This is a genomic window from Staphylococcus edaphicus (assembly GCF_002614725.1).
Lineage (GTDB): Bacteria > Bacillota > Bacilli > Staphylococcales > Staphylococcaceae > Staphylococcus > Staphylococcus edaphicus.
In genome coordinates, this window is the sequence record NZ_MRZN01000025.1 from 15756 (window position 1) to 36709 (window position 20954).

The following is a 20954-nucleotide window of genomic DNA, read 5'->3' on the forward strand; positions in this document are numbered from 1 at the left end:
ACTAATTAAACATTCAATATGAATCAAAGCGCAAATAAATAAATACAAGCATTCTAAGGAGGTATTCTCTTGAAACAAGCTACAGCATTGGCACAATTATTAAGCGCTCTAGATGGACAAAAGTATGGCGCGTATAAACGACTTAAGGGTGAATACCAATTTAAGCAGTTTCGTCTTGCGATTGACCATGTGCAAGTGGACCCTTATGCGCCACCTTCCAAAATGAGAGTGATTATGAATCGTGATACGGCAGATGTGCCTAAAGATTTGCTAGATTCAAAAGATAAAGTGATTGCAGTAGCAGACTTCTTAACGAGAGCGTTTAAAGCGCGTATCGACGCATACAAGCATAGTCATCAATATGCTAAAAGCGCAGGCAACATAGTTATCGACCACTGTGGTCAAGAAATATTAGAACGTTCAGCGGTTGTTATCGATAAAAAGCACATAGAAGTAAGACTTGAAATTGGTTTGCCAGCAGCTGGTAGAAAAATTTTAGGAAAAGTCGCAGCGACAATATTAATAGATATATTACCCGAAATTGTAGCTGATGCACTACTGTATAAAAACATGAATCACGCTGAGCTCCAGCAGCAGGTTACCTTCATGTTAGACCAAGCGTTTATTCGTGAAGAACTCGAGCGCAGACAACTCGTATCATTTGTCGCAAATGGATCTATTTTACCACGCCAAAGTGGAGTTTCTGATAAACCATTAACAAATGCCGTTGCCTTCCATAGTCCGAAAAGTGTAGAAATAACACTATCATTACCTAGTGGGAAGACAATAGCTGGTATGGGTATTCCTCAAGGGATTACACTAATTGTAGGTGGTGGATTTCATGGGAAATCCACCATACTCGAAGCATTAGAACGCGGTGTGTATAACCATATTCCAAATGATGGTAGAGAATACGTGATTACGCGTCATGATGCGATGAAAATTCGAGCAGAAGATGGTCGGCATATTGAGCAGGTAAATATCAGTTCATTCATTAATAATTTACCGGGAAATAAAAAGACGCATCAATTCTCTACTGAAAATGCGAGCGGTAGTACGTCACAAGCAGCCAATGTTATGGAAGCTCTAGAAGCAGACACTTCATTATTGCTAATTGATGAAGATACATCAGCTACCAATTTCATGATTAGAGACAGCCGTATGCAGCAATTGATTGCGCCAGAAAAAGAACCTATCACACCTTTTGCGAGTAAGGTAAAGCCACTTTATGAAACATACGATGTTTCCACCATTCTAATTGTAGGTGGCTCTGGGGATTACTTTGAAGTGGCAGATCTTGTGTTAATGATGGATGAATATGTACTCAAAGATGTTACTGAAGAGGCTAAAGCTATTGTGGCTTCAGATAATAGTCATCATCACATGAAAGCAGAACAACAATTTGGTGATATTTCTCATAGAATTCCGCTAAAAGCTAGTTTCTCTAAAAAAGGTAAAGATGATCGCTTTAAAATGAAAGGTCGCTATTCTATTTTATATGGTCGAGAGTTAATTGATATTTCCGGTTTAGAGCAACTTGTCGATCACAGTCAAACCCAATGTTTAGCTGATATGGTGGCTTATTATAAGAGACATCTCTTAAATGAACAGGATACCTTAGCTCAAGCAGCCGACAAACTTTATGATTTTATAGATGTAAATGGCTTAGATGCACTTTCGTCATTCAAGGGTCATCCAGGAAACCTAGCTAAACCTAGAAAACAAGAATTTTGTGCGGCACTGAATCGTTATCGCGGATTAAAAGTAAAAAGTAAATAACAGAGTGAAAAAGACATCACTTATGGACGATGATATCCAAAGGGATGTCTTTTTTATAGCGCAGTACTCAAATCAACAAGAAACGTCTCAGTGAATGTTTAAACGTTTGCCATGTGTTTTCTGAAAGATAGTATTTGTGATTTACTTTAACGATGACGCCGACTTTGATTAAATTGTAAAAAGTACGTTTATTTGAAATTTGAAGATTATCATACGACAACGCGGAGTCTTTGGTTAAAGCACCCTTCGTGTAAAAGCATTTAACGACTTTATTTTGTTTTAAAATAATTGTCTCAGCACCGAATGCCATAGTATCACCTCGTATGTTTATTTAAATTGAAATGGTATTTACTTTAATTATAAGGCAATAAGTCATTAAAAAAACGCACGGCGTAAGGTTTCTATATTGTGATTATATACGATAATGTTGTTGATATGGTTTATAAGGCTATTGTTCAAAATATTATTACTTTATCTATTAAACTATATTATCTTATTAGGTTTAGTACGCTGAAAGTAGTGATAAATAAAAAATAACATTTGCCAAAGGAGTGAAACTAATGTCAGAAGAAACACAAAAAGGCTGTGTCAAATGTGGACATACAGAAATCGAAGAAGGTACACTTTCTGCTACTGGTTCTGGTTTATCTAAAATACTGGATTTACAACATAATAATTTCACAACAATCACATGTAAAAACTGCGGATATACAGAATTCTATAAAGTTGATAAAAATAGAAAAACGGATATCATCGATTTATTCTTTGGTGGATAGTAAATTTAAATAACTCGATAGTGTCCACCTAAAGTCATTATATATGTACATTAGCATTGCTAACACTTTTATTATTGTGTTTATAACATCTTCATCATTACGGGAGTGAGACTGCAAAATCTTATTAAATAAGGTTTGTGGTCCGCTCCTTTTTTATTTAGTCTCGTCTGCTATTTGATTTGAAATAAATATGACTTGTTATAGTCGTGCTCATTATTATGAATTAACAATTGATAAGAATAGCTGTGAAGCGATTTATTTTAAACGCGGATTATAGCAATACAAGTGTTTCATTTTAATCACATAAATGTAGAACGATATAAAAAATAATTATAAAAAGAAGTTTACAATATAAAATCTATGACTTAGGCTTAAAATAGAACGACAATAATGTTTAGCATAGTCTAAACTAAATAGGGGGATTGGTGTGATATGAAAAAGAAGGGCATTTTAACGGCGATACTCGCAAGTACATTATTGATCACAGCTTGTTCAAATAGTGAAACGAAAGACAATAAAAATAGTAATGATAAGCGAGCTGAACAATCAAGTGAAAATAAAGGGGCTAAATATCCTGAAAGTGGTGTTAAGGGTATTTATGTGAGTGCAGATGCTACGAATGGTGAGAAATTTGATGAGCTTACAAAATTTATCGAGGATACGGATTTAAATGCGATGGTGATTGATGTAAAAGACGATACAGGGAATGTCACTATTAATTTTAATACGGGTAATAAAGAAATAGATAAACATACATTGGATATCGTTGATGCTAAACCACTACTTAAAAAGATGAAAGATAAACATATTTATCCGATAGCTAGGATTGTTACATTTAAAGATAAAAATTTAGCAGAAAGTCATCCCGACTGGTCATTTAAAGAATCGGATGGTTCTGTTTGGGAGAGTGATGGCGGAGATAAATTTGTTAATCCATTTAAAAAAGAAGTATGGGATTACAATATCAATGTTTCAAAGGAAGCAGCTAAAGCTGGATTTAAAGATATTCAGTATGACTATGTGAGATTTCCTGAAGCATTTGAAAACGTAGAAAGTAGTTTGACGTATGATAAAGGACAATATAAAGACAGTGATTTAAGTGAAGTTGATCAGCGTGTTGCTACAGTAACTCAATTTTTGAAAACGGCAAGAAAAGAGCTGAAACCGTATGGTGCTGAAATATCAGCTGATGTATTTGGTTATTCAGCAATGGTTGAAGAAGCGCCTGGTATTGGCCAAAGCTTTCCAAAAATTGCAGAGAATACAGATGCAATATCTTCTATGATTTATCCATCACATTGGAGTCCGGGTGATTTTGGTTATGATGCACCTGATAAAGAACCATATGGCGCAGTAGATCAATACTTGGATAAGGAAACAGCAGTGTTAAATAAATTAGGTGATCGTAAACCTAAGTCTCGTCCATGGTTACAGGACTTTACAGCACAATATTTAGGAGAAGGTAATTATCAAACATATGATCGCCAGGCAGTTGAAGACCAAGTGAAGGCATTGAAAGATCATGGCATAAATGAGTTCTTATTATGGAATGCTGCTAATGATTACTCGAAGGATGTAAATTACACACCAAAAGCAGATAAAGAGAAATTAGCAAAAAATAAAAAAGAATTAAAGCAAGACGCTGAAAAGGAAAAATAATTTATAACTTAAAAACAAAGATAAATAATTGACTGAATAACCGCGTTGGGATAAACATGAGATGAAAAACGCATGTTCTAAAGTTAAATGCGACAATAAAAGCATAAAAATCATAAGAAATTAAAAAAGTCATAATGTAGAAAAAAGTCATACTACATTATGACTTTAATATTGTATAATACAAATCATATTAATGTTTGTATATATTATAAGGGAGTATTCTATTTTGTGATTAGAATTTTAATTCCATGTTTTATTGAGGCATCCGTGATAGAACAAACGAATGCTAAATTAACTGAAATTATGCAGCAAGATAGTAGCAACAACAATTATAAATATGAATTGCTATTTATTGATGATGGTAGTAAAGATCAAACATTATTTATACCATGCGACACCTACGAGTGAGAAGTACCAAGCACTGTTTAATGAATATGAAAGGTTACCAAAAGATACAAAGGTGAAGTGTTTACCTTGTGGCAGTATTGAAAATGAGAAATAAGTATTTACCACAATTAAATTAAGGTCAATGATTATATAATTGCCTATGATTTGTTAAAATGATAGTAGCGACTAATAATCAAAACGAGAGGTATTAAAATGAGTAATAATGATATGAATGAGGAAGAATTAGAGAGACTCAATAAAGAAATTGAAGATGAATTAAATACTTATGATGCTGACACAGCATTTCAAAAAGAAAAGAAACAATTTTTAACGCTTGCATTTATTTGTAAGTTAATTATTGTGATGTTAATGCTCATGGGATTGGTAAAATTATTTGTATAATAGAGAAATAGATAGTGAGGTGACTTAGGTGACAATTTATAATATTAATTATGGCATTGGTTGGGCAAGTAGTGGCGTTGAATACGCACAACGCTACAGAGCACAACTATTGAGGCAGTGTAATCAAAATATAAAATTTGTGTTTTTAGATTTTATTAAAAATGAAAATATTCAAACACTGACAGAAAATATAGGTTTTAAAAATGAAGAGATTATATGGTTATATCAATATTTTACAGACATTAAAATAGCACCTACGAGTGTAACAGTAGATGAAATAATCAAACCATTGGAATCTGAAATCAGCAAAGTAGAAGGTCAAGATAGAATTAAGAAATTCTTTTTTAATCAGGATAGTAACTATTTAATTTGTTACTTAAAATATGAAAATAGTAATATTGTAGATAGAGTTGAGTATATTTCAAGAGGCAAGTTGCTTAGAAGAGATTATTATTCCTACGTACGTATTTTATCTGAGTATTTTGCGCCTGAAGAAAATGCTGCCAAATTATATATGAGATCTTTTTTTAATGAAGATGGCTCGATTGCATATAATGAATATGTGAATGATGAAGAAAGCATGTTTGTGTTTGGTGATCGCATTTTATACACTAAACAAGCATTTATTGCTTACTTTTTAGAAAAACTTCATTTAACTGAAGAAGACTTACTGATTGTAGATCGGTCAAAAGACATTGGACAGACTATTTTACAAAGTAAAGGACCTGCAAAGGTGGGCGTTGTAATTCATGCTGAACATTTTAATGAATCAACGACAAACGATTCATATATTTTATGGAATAATCATTATGAATATGTGTTTATGAATGCACATGAGATTGATTTCTTTATTACAGCTACAGAAATTCAAAAGCAGTTATTAGCAAAGCAGTTTGAAAAATATTACCATAGCAAACCTAAGATTTATACGATTCCTGTGGGGAGTTTAAGCACATTAGTAAAATCAGAGCAAAGAATGCCTTATTCAATCATTACTGCCTCGAGACTAGCAAATGAAAAACATGTGGACTGGTTAGTCAAAGCAGTGTTAAAAGCGAAAGAATCAGTTCCCGAAATAACATTTGATATATATGGTGAAGGCGGACAAAAACAATTATTAAATAAGCTCATTAAAGAAAATAATGCAGAAGCATACATAGCTCTAAAAGGACATGTTGATTTGAGCCAAGTTTATAAAGATTACGACTTATTCTTATCTGGTTCTACGAGTGAAGGTTTTGGTCTTACTTTAATGGAAGCAATTGGTTCAGGATTAGGGATGATTGGTTTTGACGTAAATTATGGAAACCCGACATTTATAAAAAATCAAGAAAATGGTTATTTAATAGCGATTGATTTAAATGACGACAAAGAAGCGGAAATCGTAGATCATCTTGCTGAAGGTATTGTTAATTATTTCAAGAATGATACACGTCGTTTTCATCAAGTTTCTTATGAAATTGCTGAAAAGTTTACCCAACCAGTTATTGTACAAAAATGGAATCAATTAATTAAAGAGGTGCTATATGATTAATTTGTTTGATGTTTTTGATAAAAAAGCAATCGTTTTATACAAATCTTTTAAACATTCTGGTAAACAACGTCAAACCATCGTGATTGAAGAGAATGGTTTTTTACCGGACGATATACTGACACCTTACGCATTTTTTGCAAATAATCCTAAAGTGAGCACGCAACCTTTATTTTTTAATGAAGTACCTATTCCAAGATTTTGGACAATAGAAGGTGATAATAATATGGCGTTCATCAAAAACTTTGATGAAGTGAAAGCCAGAATTATTTATAAAACAAACTATAAATACAGGATTGTTGAACGTGTGGAATGGTTAAATAAACGTGGTCATACCCAATACATAGACTATTACAATAAAATAGGAAAACGATATGCCCAAGTTGTACTGGATGTCGATTCACAAAAACGAATATTGAAAAGATACTTTAACTATCAAAATGAAGTGTTTATGGTAGAAAATTTTGTGACTAATGACATTATGTTAACGTGGGAAGACAAAGAATATTTTTTCCATTCTAAAATTCAATTTGTTAATTTTTATCTCAAAGTAGCTAAATTAGATTCTGAAAACTTTATGATTAATTCACTGTCTATTTCTTCAGCAGTACTGAATGGATTGACTGAATCTGGACATGACGCTATTTTTTGGCAGGGAGATATTACACCTGATATTATTAAACATTTGGAAAATGCACTGGCAAAAGAAAAAAGAAACTATAAGGTAATGTTGCCTAGTCCGACTAGATATGACAAAGTAATTGAATTAATAGATGAACAATATAAACATCGTATTATCCAATCAGGTTATGTTTATAAATTTGTAAAAACAAATCAACACACGAACCAGGTATTAATTTTGACAAACTCAGATCAAATACCATACTTAGAAGATATTATACAAGCACAGCCTAGTTTAGAGTTTCATGTTGCTGCATTAACAGAAATGTCTATGACGTTACTGAAACTCAACAAGTATCCTAATGTGAATTTATATCCTAATGCTAAAAAAGCTAAGTTCATTTCGTTATATAAAAAATGCGATATTTATTTAGATATTAATAGAGGGAATGAAATTTTAGATGCTGTAAGGGCTGCATTTGATTATAATTTGCTCATTTTAGGTTATCATGAAACAGCACATAATAAGGATGTCACATATGATGACAATCTTTTTGATGAAGCAAGTTACATGAATCTAAGCAGTATATTAGGTCAAATTGTAGAAGATAAATCAGTATTAGATAGTCGTTTGAAACGACAATGGCAACAAGCAGGATCCATCAGTAAAACGGAATTTATTCGCACATTAGAGCAATGATTTATGGCAATCAAATACAAAATAGGTTACCCCTACTGTGTACTTGCAAGATAGGGGTAACCTATTTTTATAGATTGCTTCCTAATATCACTTGTTTGTAATGGTTAATGTTAAGACGCCCCAATGTGTTTCTTAATATCTTAAATATGCTGAACTTTATTCATATTACTGAGCCTATTTTTAGGATGGTATTGTTCCCAATGTTCTAATTCAAGCATACTTATATGAATTTCATAAAAACAACTGCCTTTAACTTTACTATAAATAAAAAAGACATCCTTAGCATAAGATACGTTTCCACTTAACTTACTATCTTTCAATGCAGCAATGACAGCTTGATTTGTTGGATTTAGCAAATTGCATATAACTGCTATTGCTGGAGTTTCATAGCGCCAAGTATCTCCACTCACGCTAAATAAGAGAACGATTTTATTTAAAACGCATTATAACAAATAAAAGTTTAACTACATAGAATGTTATATTTCATATAAAAAATAGAGTTAAAAAAGATGAATCCTTATAAATTAAAAGTATATTTGTTATACTATGTTGTAAGCGCTTACTTTAAAGATTTAGACGCTTTAGTATAAATCATTGTTCAAAGGAGAATGCACATGAATGATAAAGTGATATTAGTGACCGGCGGAAGTAGTGGCATGGGTAAAGCGATGGCAAAAAGGTTTGCTGAAGAAGGGGCAAATGTGGTAATAACAGGGCGTTCACTGGAACGACTCGAAACAGCTAAACAAGAAATAGAGCAATATGCAGGGCAAGTACTCTGCATAGATATGGATGTTCGTGATCCTGAGAGAGTTCAATATACGGTTGATAAAACGATAGAAACGTTTGGTAAAATAGACGGGTTAGTTAATAATGCAGCCGGTAATTTTTTATGTGCAGCTGAAGATTTATCAAATAATGGATGGCATGCCGTTATTGATATTGTACTTAATGGCACATGGTATTGTACGCAAGCTGTAGGTAAAACCTGGATCGAAAATGGTCAACAAGGTCGAATCATTAATATGGTTGCAACATACGCGTGGAGAGCCGGTATTGGTGTTATACATTCAGCAAGCGCCAAAGCAGGTGTGCTTTCAATGACTAGAACATTAGCAGTTGAATGGGGTTCTAAATATGGTATAAATGTTAATGCAATTGCACCTGGTCCAATTGATCATACTGGTGGATCAGGAAAGCTAAGTTTATCAGAAGAAGCAAAGCAACAAACGCTTGATAGTGTACCACTTGGAAGAATGGGGCAACCGGAAGAAATTGCAGGACTAGCAAAATTTTTAATGTCTGATGAAGCTAGTTATATTAATGGCGCATGTATGACAATGGATGGCGGACAATGGTTAAATCAAAACCCATTTTAAATGTACAATCACAGTTAATTAATTATGGTAAGAACTAGGATAGGAAAATAGATTGTAATATTAATAACGAGGCAGAACCTTTGTGTTCTAGCCTCGTTATTATTTAAGTTCAATCTAAAGCAATTATAAAAACATAGAGGAAATGAATAATAAAAATTAGACTAACCTATGTCTGAAGGAAGTCTAAAAACACTGTTCATACAGCACTGCCAGTCGGTTTTATTATAATAGACAGATTTTAAATCGGCTTTTATCGATATTATTTACTTAAATAAATAATATTTAATAATGATGAGAGTTCGTTGCTAAATGAAGATTTAGAACTTTGAAGAATGCCATATCTGTGTATAAAACAACACTTTAAATACCAACTTTCTAAAAACATTAAAATGATTGAGGTGAATTCATCTTGTGTAACTTTGAAAGTAATGTTTTTATAATATTCAGCTATATAACTGTCCAAACTTTGATGAACATATTTAATTTGTTTTAAAAATTCATCTTTAAATTGATAAGGTGCATAAGAGAGTTGTAGGTATAATCGAATATATTTTTCATCGATATTAAATATGAAATCATATAAAAATGTTTGTAAATCTTCGATTGAATAAAGGGAGTTTTTTTTGGTTTCTTCTATAAAAGTTGTGAAATAGTTAATACATGCATTAACACAAGATCGATATATTTCCTCTTTACTTGCATAATGATAGTACAAACTTGCTTTTTTAATATCTACGCTGTTCGCAATTTGGTTAAGTGTAGTGCCTTCATAGCCATTTTCAGAGAATAAGGAGATGGCATTTTCAACAATTTTTTCTTTTACTCCTAGTTTCAATTTGAGTTTGAGCCTCCATCTATATCAGATATTGTTATTTAAAAATTAATTCAAAATATAAATTATTTCCAGTATAACAGTAATCATTCGTAAATTGAAAGTGATTGATTTAATGTCGCGTGATATGTGATTTAATAGAAATTAGTTTGTACAGTTAATTCGTTTTTACATGTAATATTAAATTTTGAATAATAAAGCAATTGGAATTTTTATATTATAGATTAAATCAGTCGTAATTTATTAAATGAAGAAGGTTATTAACGACATTTTTGATTAGCAGGGGGTAATTTTAACTTGAGTTGTTATAGAATATAATAAAGATGTAATAGCAATTGATGGTTGTACAGTCAATTAACTTACTCAAAGTATTTCACAAATATGTGAAAAATAAAAGAAAAAATTCTGTGAATTATTATAAATTATTGTAAATTTTAAACCATTTTAATTGTGGTATACAAAAAAGCCATATGAGCTTTGACTCATATGGCTTTTAATAATATTAAAGTTTTTGAAATTAGTCACTTAAATAAATTTTTAATTTATATGGCTGTTTACCTATTAAAAATCTAAAAATATAAAATTCACGGAGTAAGATGCCAACACCAACGCATAATCCAATAATAAAGAGTAATGAAATGGCTATAAAGATAATAGTAGCATTTTCAAAAATGGAGGTGTAATGATATAAAGCATCTAAAATCAATGGATGTAGTAAATAGATGAAAAATGAAAAAGTACTCACTAAATTTATAGATCCATAAGCTAAGGTCTTAAAATGTAGACATATGCTAAGAAGTAGCAAAAACATAAATGTATGATAAAAAATCAGTGAATAAGTGAAACTTGTGACATTCCAGTAATCATGGTTAGTAAATATTACGAAAAATGCAAATGCGAGTATAGCTAAAAATAAGACGATAAATATGAATTGATGTAAGAAATTTATCGTTTGTTCATAGTTTGCACCGATATAACCACCAAGAAAGAAGAAAAATATCCATCCCAAAATGAATGTATTTTTGCTTAATGGATAAATATGATGGAAAGTATGTGCAAATGTTTCAGAATGATTTAGTAAATATAAAAATGTTGTTTGTAAGATTAAAGAGACTAATAATATTAATTTGCTCTCAAATAATTTATATGAAATCTTATATATGATATAACTCAAGATGAAAAATTGCATAATAACGATTATGAAATAACCATATCAATAGCCAAGTATAATATTCTCTAAGAATTGATGACCAAAATGACTATTCGTATTTAAGGCCTCGCTATAACAGTAAAATGCACCAATTAATAAATATGGAATAAAAATATACTTGAATCGTGTCCATAAATACGTGACGTTGATTTTTTTATAATTTAGTGTTGTTAGTAGTTGAGATAAAATTATAAAACTGGGTGTACCAAAAATAAAGACGTTTTGTATATAGTAAACGAGCTTTAAAGCACTGATATCACTACTTTCTATACCGTTCATGTATTGTGTGATTATGTGTGTCAAAATAATCAACATGCAAGTAATTGCTCTAAAATAGATGAGTTCAATTTTGGAATTATTCATCATTAAATCCTTTCCAATTGCGTATTAATTCATCAAAAGCATCATCATTTATAAGAATTCTAGGTATATAGTAATTGTTATCTTTTGGTGTCACTGCACTATCTTCCAATGTATAACCATATTTAATATCTGCTTGTTTAAACGCTTTAATGTTCTGATCAGATATTTGTCCGTATGGATATGCAAGTGAGTGGTTTTTCTCGCTAAGATGCTTTTTTAAATAATCATTACTTTGTTTAATATCTTTTGATAAATTGAATGTGTTTGTTTCAGTCATGGCTGATGTATTTTTGTTTAATTGATGCAAATTAGATGTATGTGACCTAAATTCCCATAAGCCTGACTTTTTCATTGCGCTTAATTGTGTAAGTGATAATAAATTAAGGTTATGGAAGTTTTTAGTCCCAACCCTATCGGTGATGACGAAACCAGTAGCAGGAACATTGTATTTTTTTAAAATTGGATGTGCATGCTCATAAATAGAAGTATCCATATCGTCAAAATTGATCCAGACACTTCTTTTTGGAAATTTTCCTTTTTCCTTATAGTGAAGAAATTCTTTTTCAGTTAAAAAATGTGCATGATGTGACTTTAGCCATTTTATTTGTTTTTCAAAATTCTGTTCGCTAACGCTATACATTTTTAACTCTTTGCTATTGGAACCATAAAATAGTATTTTTTCTAAAATATCATCGCTACGTATTCTGTGGTAATTTAAGGCAAGTGCGCTATTTTCCTCAAATTTTAGTTCTTTTGCTTTGGCATACGTTTTTTCTTTCGTTGAAATTACAATAATAGAAACTACGATGATTAGGAGTACATATATTTTTTTTATATTAATTGTCATGATGCACGTCCTTGTTTTTCTGTCTATAAATCATGAGACTTATAGAAAATACGATGAATGAAATGATAGCGAAAATGAGCATAATTTTAAATAAAATATACATACTACTAACTTCAATATTCAAAATGGTACGTATGAGTAAGACTGGATAACTATTAATTTGCAATAGGGACCCACCAATTACAATGAATGAAATACTACAGTACGACCAAAATATAAAACTAAATACTAAAATAATAGATTCCCGAATAATATTAAGGTTTGATTTTAACGTTTGATATTGCCTCTGTCTGGGCTGGACCATGTCGCGAAAGCTCCTTTCTTTCTTTTAAGTGCTTTTGGAAATGCAATCATTGCGACTAAAGCATTAAGTATCCAATATATTGTTGGATACCAACTTAAGAAAAATATAGTGAATACATTAATTTTTTCGTAACGGCTATCGATAATTAAAGATATTGTGAATTGTATGATATTGATAAATGTCAATATGAGTGCTGATAGGATGACGATTGTAAATTGATATGCCATATAGTAATAATCAAAGAAATTAGCATTCATGATTGTTGAAATAAGTATTATTAACACTAAGTAAACCCATATCAACGAAAATATCTGTTCAAACAGTAATAAATAGATAGCTGGATGTTTAGATTTAACTGCATTTTTAAAGTCTCGAACGAGCACTTCTTGTCCTCCCTGTGCCCATCTAATCCTTTGTTTCCACAAACCACCCACAGTTTCAGGCACCAGCATCCAGCACAGTGCACGTGGTTCATATTTAATTTTTAAGTTCGATAGGTGAAATTTCCATGAAATAGCAATATCTTCAGTAATCATATCTATATCCCAATTGTTTACTTGTTCGATAGCTGATTTTCGAAACAAAGTGAACACACCAGAGATTGTATTGATTTTTCCGGTAATAGATTGAGCGCGTTTAATACTTCCTACCATACTTGCATATTCCACAGCCTGTATTTTTCCTAATATTGAACTCTTATTTCTTATTCTAGGATTTCCAGTTACAGCAGCTAAGTTGGGATCCTTTAAGAAATTTTCAATCATATAGTAAGGTGCATCATTATCAACTACGGTGTCAGCATCAATGCCCATGATATAGTCATATTTGGCATGTTTGATACCTTCATTTAATGCATTGGCTTTGCCCTTGTTTTTAGATAAGTTAACAAATTTGAAATTGAGTTGTTTTTTTAAATGTTCTATTACTTCAGCAGAGTAATCAGAACTGCCATCATTGATGACAATTACTTCTTTGTTTGGAAACTCTAGTTTTAAGACACTTTTTATGGTTTCTTTTATCGTTTCTTCTTCGTTATAGCAAGGTATCAAAAAAGAAATACCATGCTTTTCAATTTGCTTATTAGGTTTATGTTTTAATCTTAATTCAAGAAAAAAAGCATAGAAAATCGTGCCAATAACCCAAAATATAGACATAAATAATGGATATATTAACAAAAGACTGAATATTTCCAAAAAACCTACCTACCTTTCGTTAGTTAATACCCAAATCTTATTACTTTATTTTGGATTATGCAACAATAATTTAAAAATTTTTAAATTACAAAAATATTACTAGCCTGTAAAACAATCGAAAAATTATATTGTTTGTAAATATAAAGTAGTGGTAAATATAGTGATTAAAAGGTTATAGGATAGTTTGTTTAATACCTATTTAAGGTATAGTGTTAAAAATATTTTAGGAATTTCAAAGTATCTATTGATTATAAAAGGTAAGTATACATAGTGGGAAAAAAGGGAATGATAATATCGTAAGTATATAATTTGAGTCGTGTTCATATGAACTTAAATATCATAATAATGAGGTGTAATAATGAATAGAATTAATTTAATCACACTCGGTGTTAATGATTTAAAAGCATCTTTACAGTTTTATAAAAACATAGGTTTTAAAACGACAGCTAATGTAAATGACGATAATCTAGCTATTGTGTTTTTTGATAATGATGGCACAAAGTTAGAACTATTTCCTATCGAAGCATTGGCGAAGGATATTAATCCGAACGATCCACCAACGATTTCGACAAGTGGTTTTACAGGGATTACAATGGCATACAATGCAAAATCGAAAGATGAAGTTGATGATATCTTGAACAATGTAGAAGTGTTCGGTGCATCTGTCGTTAAACCTGCGCAAGACTTAGACTGGGGTGGTTATGGCGGTTATTTCATAGACATTGATGGTTATTATTGGGAAGTTGCATATGGAGACATGTGGTCATTTGATGATCAAAATATGCTGATTATGCCTGAATAACATTTATATAAGTAATGTTGATAATTTTTGAAAATAAAGATAATTATTTTTAAAAGATAAATAGAGTAAATCATAATAAATAATAGTAGGTGAATAGTATGGATGTAAGATTTCCCATTGGCAAATTAGATGTTCCGGACTATGTATCACTCAAAGATATTCAGAAGTGGTCAGAAGATATAGGCAGCTATGCAAATCGTTTAAGGGAAACTGTTGATGGCCTAGATAATCATATGTTGAATAAAACGTATCGAGAAGGCAGTTGGAATGTGCGGCAACTGGTTCATCATATTGCTGATTCACAAGTCAACATGTACCAACGTTTAAAAATGGCACTTACTGATAATAACCCGACAGTGGAGCCATTTATTCAAGATGAATGGGTAAAACTCTCCGATAGTGATTTACCCATTGAGTGTTCCATTCGCATGCTAGAGGGTATCAATGAACGCATTGTAGTTATTGCTAAAGGGCTGGACGAAGCACAATTGAAACGGGTTTTTACACTTAAAGACACTGGTGAAATAAGTGTTGCTACAAAAATTGCTAAGCTATCTTGGCACGAAAACCATCATTTAGAACACATTAAGATTGCTTTATCACAATAAATCGAGCGGCCGGGATATTAAATATATCTCGGCCGAGTTTATTATATGGATTGTATTTATCTAATAACTACAAGCAAGTGTTGCTGTGTGTATTTTATGAAAATACAGCGTCTTAATGTATATATAGAGTTCAGTTAAGTAATTTATATTTTATAAGTTATATTATCGTGGTGACATTATGAAATCATTTTGAAAAAAGGATTTCTCTAACCACGATTTTTGTATTTTATAAAAATTTAGTATGCCGGCACACTTAATAAATTGAAAGCAACTAATTAAGTTTAAAATACCAGCTAGTTCAGTTGCTCTATTAGTACACAGTACTAATGAGAACATAAGTATAGTTTGTGTTATATATAGTGTGAATTCAGTAAAGTGGCTGATGCCCAACGCAATCATTACTAAAATTTAGCAATGAAATAACAGATATTTTAAAAAATACTTTTTCATCAAATTTCCACATTTGCTACTTCATAAATACGCATCCTCATAAAAATAAGTTTACTCACAATATTACAATAAATGAATGAATTATAAATATAGAATTTTAAAATAGAATGCCGATTTAGTTGTCTGGCCTTTTTTAATAGTTAAGAGTGAGTTAAGAAATGTTAATAATCAGTTAATGTTATCTTATTGTGTTTGCTATTAAGATAAGAATTGTCAAATACAAAACGAAAGAAGGAATATTTTATGAATATTAAAACGTTATTACTCTCAGGAACGATTGCAACTTCATTATTACTCGGTGCATGTAACAATATGGACGATAAAAAAGATGACATGAAGGAAGAAGCAAAATCTGAAACAAAGAAAGAGCATCGAGACATGACTGATACAAAAGGAATGCAAGAAGGTATGTTCAAGGGAGAGAATAAAGAAAAAGTAGAAGGGAAAGCAATGATTAAAGACAATAAATTGATGCTAAAAGATTTTAGTTCATCTAAAGGACCAGACTTGCATGTTTATCTAACAAAAGATGGCGATATTAAAAAAGGTAAAAAAATAGATAAGATAGATTACGATAAAGCTGAACAAACATTTGATTTAAAAGGTATTCATGTGAAAGATTATAATACCGTGACAATATATTGCGATAAAGCACATGTCACGTTTGGTTCTGCTACTTTAAAATAGAATAATCTCAAGAAATAACGATTTGAAGAAAAATGAAAAATATAGTCATAATATGATTCAAAGTGAGTAGAATATAAGTCTTTCAAAATAACTATATTTGATTTATAAGACGACAAACTATTTTACAAAGGAGCAGGTGCACTGTATCAAATGAATGTATTTGATTTCAGTATTCCTGTTCCAATCCTTTTATTGTAAGGAGTGACATGCGCATGATATCAAAATTTATAATATTAATTGTTCGCTTAGGTTCAGGTTTTTATATGTTGTTTCAAGGGTGGGACAAAATAACGGGAGGATTTGCAATTGATGGTTTAGTATCTGTGATAAAGGACAATGATGATTCTCCACAATGGTTTAAATTCTTTTTTGAAACTGTTATAGCACATAACTTAGAGTTATTTAAGTGGATGGTTCAACTTGGTGAAATAGCGATAGGCCTTGGTTTAATATTAGGTATATTCTCATATGCAGCAAGTTTTTTTGGTGTGTTCGTTATGTTGAATTATATTCTAGCAGATATGATTTTCACATATCCAATTCAATTGTTTTTCTTTATAATATTATTAATGAATAAAAACATATTAAATACAATTAGCTTAAATCATTTTATAAAAAGAAAACAATTAAGGAATGATGAAAATGCACCACGTTCTTATAGCGGATGACGAAAAAGATATTAGAGAAATTTGCAAAACGTATTTCGAATTTGAAGGGTATCAAGTAACACTTGCAGAAAATGGCAATGAAGCAATTGGTGTAATGGATCAGAATATAGATTTGATGATATTAGACATTATGATGCCTGGGATAGATGGATATGAAGTTGTTAATGAAATGAAGTTACAACAGTTAAATATCCCTTATATTTATTTAACTGCGAAAACGAGTGAGTCTGATACGATCTATGGTTTAATGTTGGGCGCAGATGATTATGTTAAAAAGCCTTTTAGTCCTAGAGAATTAGTGATACGTGCCAAAAATATATTGAATAGGATAGGTACTGAACATAAAGAAGAGGTAAGTATAAGTTGTGGGTCATTGACTTTGAATAGTGTAACTAAAACAGTTGAGATAAACGGCCATATAGTTCCGTTTCGAATCAAAGAATTCGAATTATTATGGCATTTTGTAACGCATATAGATGAAGCTATTTCAAAAACAGCATTAATAGAAGAGGTATGGGGTTATGAATTCTATGAAGATGTTAATACTTTGAATGTGCATATTCATCGCATTCGAGAAAAATTTGATCATCATGAGTATCAAGATTATACAATATCAACGGTTTGGGGACTGGGTTATAAATTTCAAAGGAGTGTTTAAATGACGATTCGAAAGCAATTAATCTATTCATTTATTGGCTCACTTTGTATCACGACCATATTGGTGTTTACGTTATATAAAATGATGTGGTTTGATGCTCACCAAACTATCTTACTTACACTAAGTTCATTTATTGCAAGTTTGATGACTATGACAATTGCATTGTTTTTTTCAGTACCTACAATTCATAAGATAGAGAAATTAAATAGACAAACGTACCAAATTGCCAAAGGAAATTATCAAGTAGATGATTTAAATATACATTCCCCTAAAGAATTAAAAGAACTGAGTGATTCATTTAATAAAATGACGTCTAGAATTGATGCTCAAATGAATACGATTAAGTCAGAGCAAGAAGAAAAGCTAGCTATGATACAGAACCTAGCTCATGATTTAAAAACACCACTTTCAAGTATCAAGTCTTATTCTGAAGGATTAAGAGATGATATGATTCATACGGAAAATGCGCAGCAGGACGCTTATCAAGTGCTTATCAAACAAGCGGATCGCTTGAATCAGATGTTTGATGATTTAACGGATGTTATGTCATTAAATAATAAACGGCAGAAGACAAAATTGAATATAGATCAGTTATTGATGCCGATATTAGAAGCCTATCAGCAAATCATAGTCACAGAAAACAGACAATTTGAGGTTAATATCCCACAAAATATTCAAGCCTTTAATCAAGATCAAAACGCTTTAGAACGAATTATTACTAATTTTATAGATAATGCGCTCAAATTCTCAAATCCTAATTCAATCATTACAATTGATGTTTATGAAAAAGAACAAGGTATCTTAGCAATTTCTGTGAAGGACGAGGGTATTGGTATTGAAGAGACACATTTAAAGTATATATTTAATAGAACATACAGAGTGGAAAACTCAAGAAATCAAGAAACTGGCGGTTCAGGCCTTGGACTATTTATTGCAGCATCTCTAGCTGAACAAATAGGTGCTACTATCGAGGTTCATAGTAAAATTACAAAGGGGACAACGGTGACCCTTAGTTTCCCAATGGACTAAAGCCGTGTTATTTAGAAAAGTACGTCCATATTGAAAACGTAACTGTATTAACAGATAGGTTGCAGGTAGATAGCAGCCTATTTGTTATTTTTTACATATTAAACGTTAAAGTATGTAGAGTTGTCGCACTAATTACATAAACATTACAAGGTTTCAAACTACAAACAACTACAATATTACCTTCATGGCGGATGTGAGAAGATATTTGTGGTTAGTAAAAGACAATATTCAATGTAATTGGGATGTAAAAAACAGTGTGTTATTTTAATTTCGCTGTAACCTACATGCTTTTTTTAGATGTTATAGTACTATTTGTGAGTTGATTGAAGGAGTAAATCATGCATTTTAGATGATTGAAATTCAACGTTAAATCTTAAAAATAATAAAATCTAAAAATTATCTTCTGGGAGGATTATTAATAATGAAAAAAACAGTAGTAGCATCAACATTAGCAGTAGGACTTGGCGTAACAGGATTCGCAGCAGGAAATTCAGCAGACGCTTCAGAACAAGGCGTTGACAAAGCACAATTAGCACAACAAGCACAAACTAATCCAGAATCACTAAATGCAGCACCAGTACAAGACGGTGCTTATAACATTAATTTTAACTATAATAATACAGACTATAGCTTCCAATCAGATGGTCAATATTGGACTTGGAGTTATGGACAAGGTTCAACTAATGCACCAGCACAAGAAACTGCTGAGCAACCACAACAAGTAGAACAACCACAACAAACTGAGCAAGCTTCAACTGAACAACCAGCACAAGAAGCTGCACCACAAACTGAAGCAACACAACAACCACAACAAGAAGCAACTACACAAAGTGCTTCAAGTTCAAATGAATCAAGTTCAAGCAAAGCTTCAGAAGGTTCATCAGTAAATGTTAACTCACATTTACAAGCAATCGCGCAACGTGAATCAGGTGGCGATCTTAAAGCTGTAAACCCATCATCAGGTGCAGCAGGTAAATATCAATTCTTACAAAGCACTTGGGATTCAGTAGCACCAGCAGAATACCAAGGTGTATCACCAACAGAAGCTCCTGAAGCGGTACAAGACGCAGCAGCTGTTAAACTTTACAACACAGCAGGCGCTTCACAATGGGTTACTGCATAATAAAATCAGTAACTTATAATTATTAATATATTTAAACACTGTTTCTATTTTTAGAAGCAGTGTTTTTTTATTTTTTATAAATACTAAGTGAACTTATATTTGTAATATAGGTATAGGAAGCAATTTAGAACAACTCATATAAGAGTGCACTATTCTATAATATTCATAATAAAGATGAAAAAAAGTAATTACAAGAAGTGTGAATATACTTCTTTTTTCGCACTAATTACAAAATGATTACATAGTTACAAGTGTACAAATACACTCCAAGACGCTCATGAAAGTTTTTTGAAGGAAAATGATTCTGTTAAATAGAGTGAGAGACGTAATTGGGATGTAAAAAAGAGATTGCTTTTTTAACTTCACTGTAACCTACAAGTTCTTTATGGGTGTTATAGTTGTAATTACAAATTAGTTGTAAAAAGTAAACGTAGATTTAATTGTTGAATTTACACGCTAATTTATTAAATTTTAAAAATACAAACAATCTCTTAGGAGGATTATTAATAATGAAAAAAACAGTAATTGCATCAACATTAGCAGTAGGACTTGGCGTAACAGGATTCGCAGCAGGAAATTCAGCAGACGCTTCAGAACAAGGCGTTGACAAAGCACAATTAGCACAACAAGCACAAACTAATCCAGAATCATTAAATGCAGCACCAGTACAAGACGGTGCTTATAATATAAACTTTAACTATAACAATACAGATTATAGCTTCCAATCAGATGGTGAAAACTTTAGTTGGAGTTATGGTGAAGGTTCAGGTGAAGGCTCAAATGTCTCATCAGAACAATCAACAAATAATTCACAACAAGCTGAGCAACCACAACAAGTAGAACAACCACAACAAACTGAGCAAGCTTCAACTGAACAACCAGCACAAGAAGCTGCACCACAAACTGAAGCAACACAACAACCACAACAAGAAGCAACTACACAAAG

The 20954-nt window shown here is 31.5% G+C and carries 18 protein-coding genes and 3 pseudogenes; 16 read left to right on the plus strand and 5 right to left on the minus strand.

All coding sequences use genetic code 11. The features are described 5' to 3' along the window. Window positions 1-69 precede the first annotated feature (69 nt). From BTJ66_RS11955 to gtfB, 7 genes and pseudogenes are all read left to right on the plus strand, one after another. A complete protein-coding gene (locus BTJ66_RS11955; RefSeq protein ID WP_099091172.1) occupies window positions 70-1779 on the plus strand; it encodes an ABC-ATPase domain-containing protein in 1710 nt (569 codons plus the stop codon). A gap of 560 nt (window positions 1780-2339) precedes the next feature. Then, a complete protein-coding gene (locus tag BTJ66_RS11965; RefSeq protein ID WP_099091174.1) occupies window positions 2340-2555 on the plus strand; it encodes a zinc ribbon domain-containing protein in 216 nt (71 codons plus the stop codon). Window positions 2556-2987: 432 nt separating this feature from the next. Next, window positions 2988-4214, plus strand: coding sequence for a putative glycoside hydrolase (locus tag BTJ66_RS11970; RefSeq protein ID WP_099091175.1), 1227 nt, complete (start codon window positions 2988-2990; stop codon window positions 4212-4214). Window positions 4215-4442: 228 nt separating this feature from the next. Beyond that, window positions 4443-4601: pseudogene (locus tag BTJ66_RS11975) on the plus strand (glycosyltransferase); the annotation flags it as partial. 213 nt (window positions 4602-4814) lie between these two features. Next, entirely contained in the window at window positions 4815-5003 is a 189-nt protein-coding gene (locus tag BTJ66_RS11980; protein WP_099091176.1) for a hypothetical protein, read from the plus strand. 28 nt (window positions 5004-5031) lie between these two features. Beyond that, window positions 5032-6537: an accessory Sec system glycosyltransferase GtfA gene (gene gtfA / locus BTJ66_RS11985; protein ID WP_099091177.1), complete on the plus strand. Its 1506-nt coding sequence runs from the start codon at window positions 5032-5034 to the stop codon at window positions 6535-6537. Next, window positions 6530-7855, plus strand: coding sequence for an accessory Sec system glycosylation chaperone GtfB (gene gtfB, locus BTJ66_RS11990; RefSeq protein WP_099091178.1), 1326 nt, complete (start codon window positions 6530-6532; stop codon window positions 7853-7855). Before gtfA ends, gtfB begins: the two co-directional genes overlap by 8 nt. A gap of 140 nt (window positions 7856-7995) precedes the next feature. Here gtfB and BTJ66_RS13690 read toward each other — a convergent pair whose 3' ends face one another. After that, window positions 7996-8211: a hypothetical protein gene (locus tag BTJ66_RS13690; RefSeq protein WP_099091179.1), complete on the minus strand. Its 216-nt coding sequence runs from the start codon at window positions 8209-8211 to the stop codon at window positions 7996-7998. A 258-nt stretch (window positions 8212-8469) separates the two neighbouring features. On the opposite strand from BTJ66_RS13690, the gene fadH reads away from it, so the two are divergent. Then, window positions 8470-9234, plus strand: coding sequence for a 2,4-dienoyl-CoA reductase (fadH, locus tag BTJ66_RS12000; RefSeq protein WP_099091180.1), 765 nt, complete (start codon window positions 8470-8472; stop codon window positions 9232-9234). 259 nt (window positions 9235-9493) lie between these two features. Here fadH and BTJ66_RS12005 read toward each other — a convergent pair whose 3' ends face one another. From BTJ66_RS12005 to icaA, 4 genes and pseudogenes are all read right to left on the minus strand, one after another. Next, window positions 9494-10069: a TetR/AcrR family transcriptional regulator gene (locus BTJ66_RS12005; RefSeq protein ID WP_099091181.1), complete on the minus strand. Its 576-nt coding sequence runs from the start codon at window positions 10067-10069 to the stop codon at window positions 9494-9496. Between the two features lie 514 nt (window positions 10070-10583). Next, a pseudogene (icaC, locus tag BTJ66_RS12010) lies at window positions 10584-11639 on the minus strand (polysaccharide intercellular adhesin biosynthesis/export protein IcaC). Continuing rightward, complete coding sequence (gene icaB / locus BTJ66_RS12015) at window positions 11632-12486, minus strand: intercellular adhesin biosynthesis polysaccharide N-deacetylase (protein ID WP_099091182.1); 855 nt, start codon at window positions 12484-12486, stop codon at window positions 11632-11634. The pseudogene icaC and the gene icaB overlap by 8 nt, the downstream one beginning before the upstream one ends. 267 nt (window positions 12487-12753) lie before the next feature. Continuing rightward, window positions 12754-13983: a poly-beta-1,6 N-acetyl-D-glucosamine synthase IcaA gene (gene icaA / locus BTJ66_RS12020; protein ID WP_099091183.1), complete on the minus strand. Its 1230-nt coding sequence runs from the start codon at window positions 13981-13983 to the stop codon at window positions 12754-12756. A gap of 358 nt (window positions 13984-14341) precedes the next feature. Here icaA and BTJ66_RS12025 point away from each other — a divergent pair, with 358 nt between their 5' ends. The 8 genes and pseudogenes from BTJ66_RS12025 to BTJ66_RS12060 form a co-directional block, all read left to right on the plus strand. Continuing rightward, the gene (locus BTJ66_RS12025; protein WP_099091184.1) at window positions 14342-14785 is read left to right on the plus strand and encodes a VOC family protein; all 444 of its coding nucleotides are present in this window, start codon (window positions 14342-14344) and stop codon (window positions 14783-14785) included. A gap of 98 nt (window positions 14786-14883) precedes the next feature. After that, the gene (locus tag BTJ66_RS12030) at window positions 14884-15393 is read left to right on the plus strand and encodes a YfiT family bacillithiol transferase (RefSeq protein ID WP_099091185.1); all 510 of its coding nucleotides are present in this window, start codon (window positions 14884-14886) and stop codon (window positions 15391-15393) included. 693 nt (window positions 15394-16086) lie between these two features. Beyond that, window positions 16087-16530 (plus strand): DM13 domain-containing protein, encoded by a 444-nt coding sequence (locus BTJ66_RS12035; RefSeq protein ID WP_099091186.1) that lies wholly within the window; start codon window positions 16087-16089, stop codon window positions 16528-16530. 206 nt (window positions 16531-16736) lie between these two features. Then, window positions 16737-17198: a DoxX family protein gene (locus tag BTJ66_RS12040; RefSeq protein WP_099091187.1), complete on the plus strand. Its 462-nt coding sequence runs from the start codon at window positions 16737-16739 to the stop codon at window positions 17196-17198. Further along, window positions 17173-17856, plus strand: coding sequence for a response regulator transcription factor (locus BTJ66_RS12045; protein WP_099091188.1), 684 nt, complete (start codon window positions 17173-17175; stop codon window positions 17854-17856). Before BTJ66_RS12040 ends, BTJ66_RS12045 begins: the two co-directional genes overlap by 26 nt. Continuing rightward, on the plus strand, window positions 17857-18885 hold the full coding sequence (locus tag BTJ66_RS12050; protein ID WP_099091189.1) for a sensor histidine kinase: 1029 nt from the start codon (window positions 17857-17859) through the stop codon (window positions 18883-18885). Window positions 18886-19306: 421 nt separating this feature from the next. Further along, window positions 19307-20008, plus strand: coding sequence for a transglycosylase family protein (locus BTJ66_RS12055; protein WP_099091190.1), 702 nt, complete (start codon window positions 19307-19309; stop codon window positions 20006-20008). 509 nt (window positions 20009-20517) lie between these two features. Further along, window positions 20518-20954 (plus strand): annotated as a pseudogene (locus BTJ66_RS12060) (transglycosylase); the annotation flags it as partial.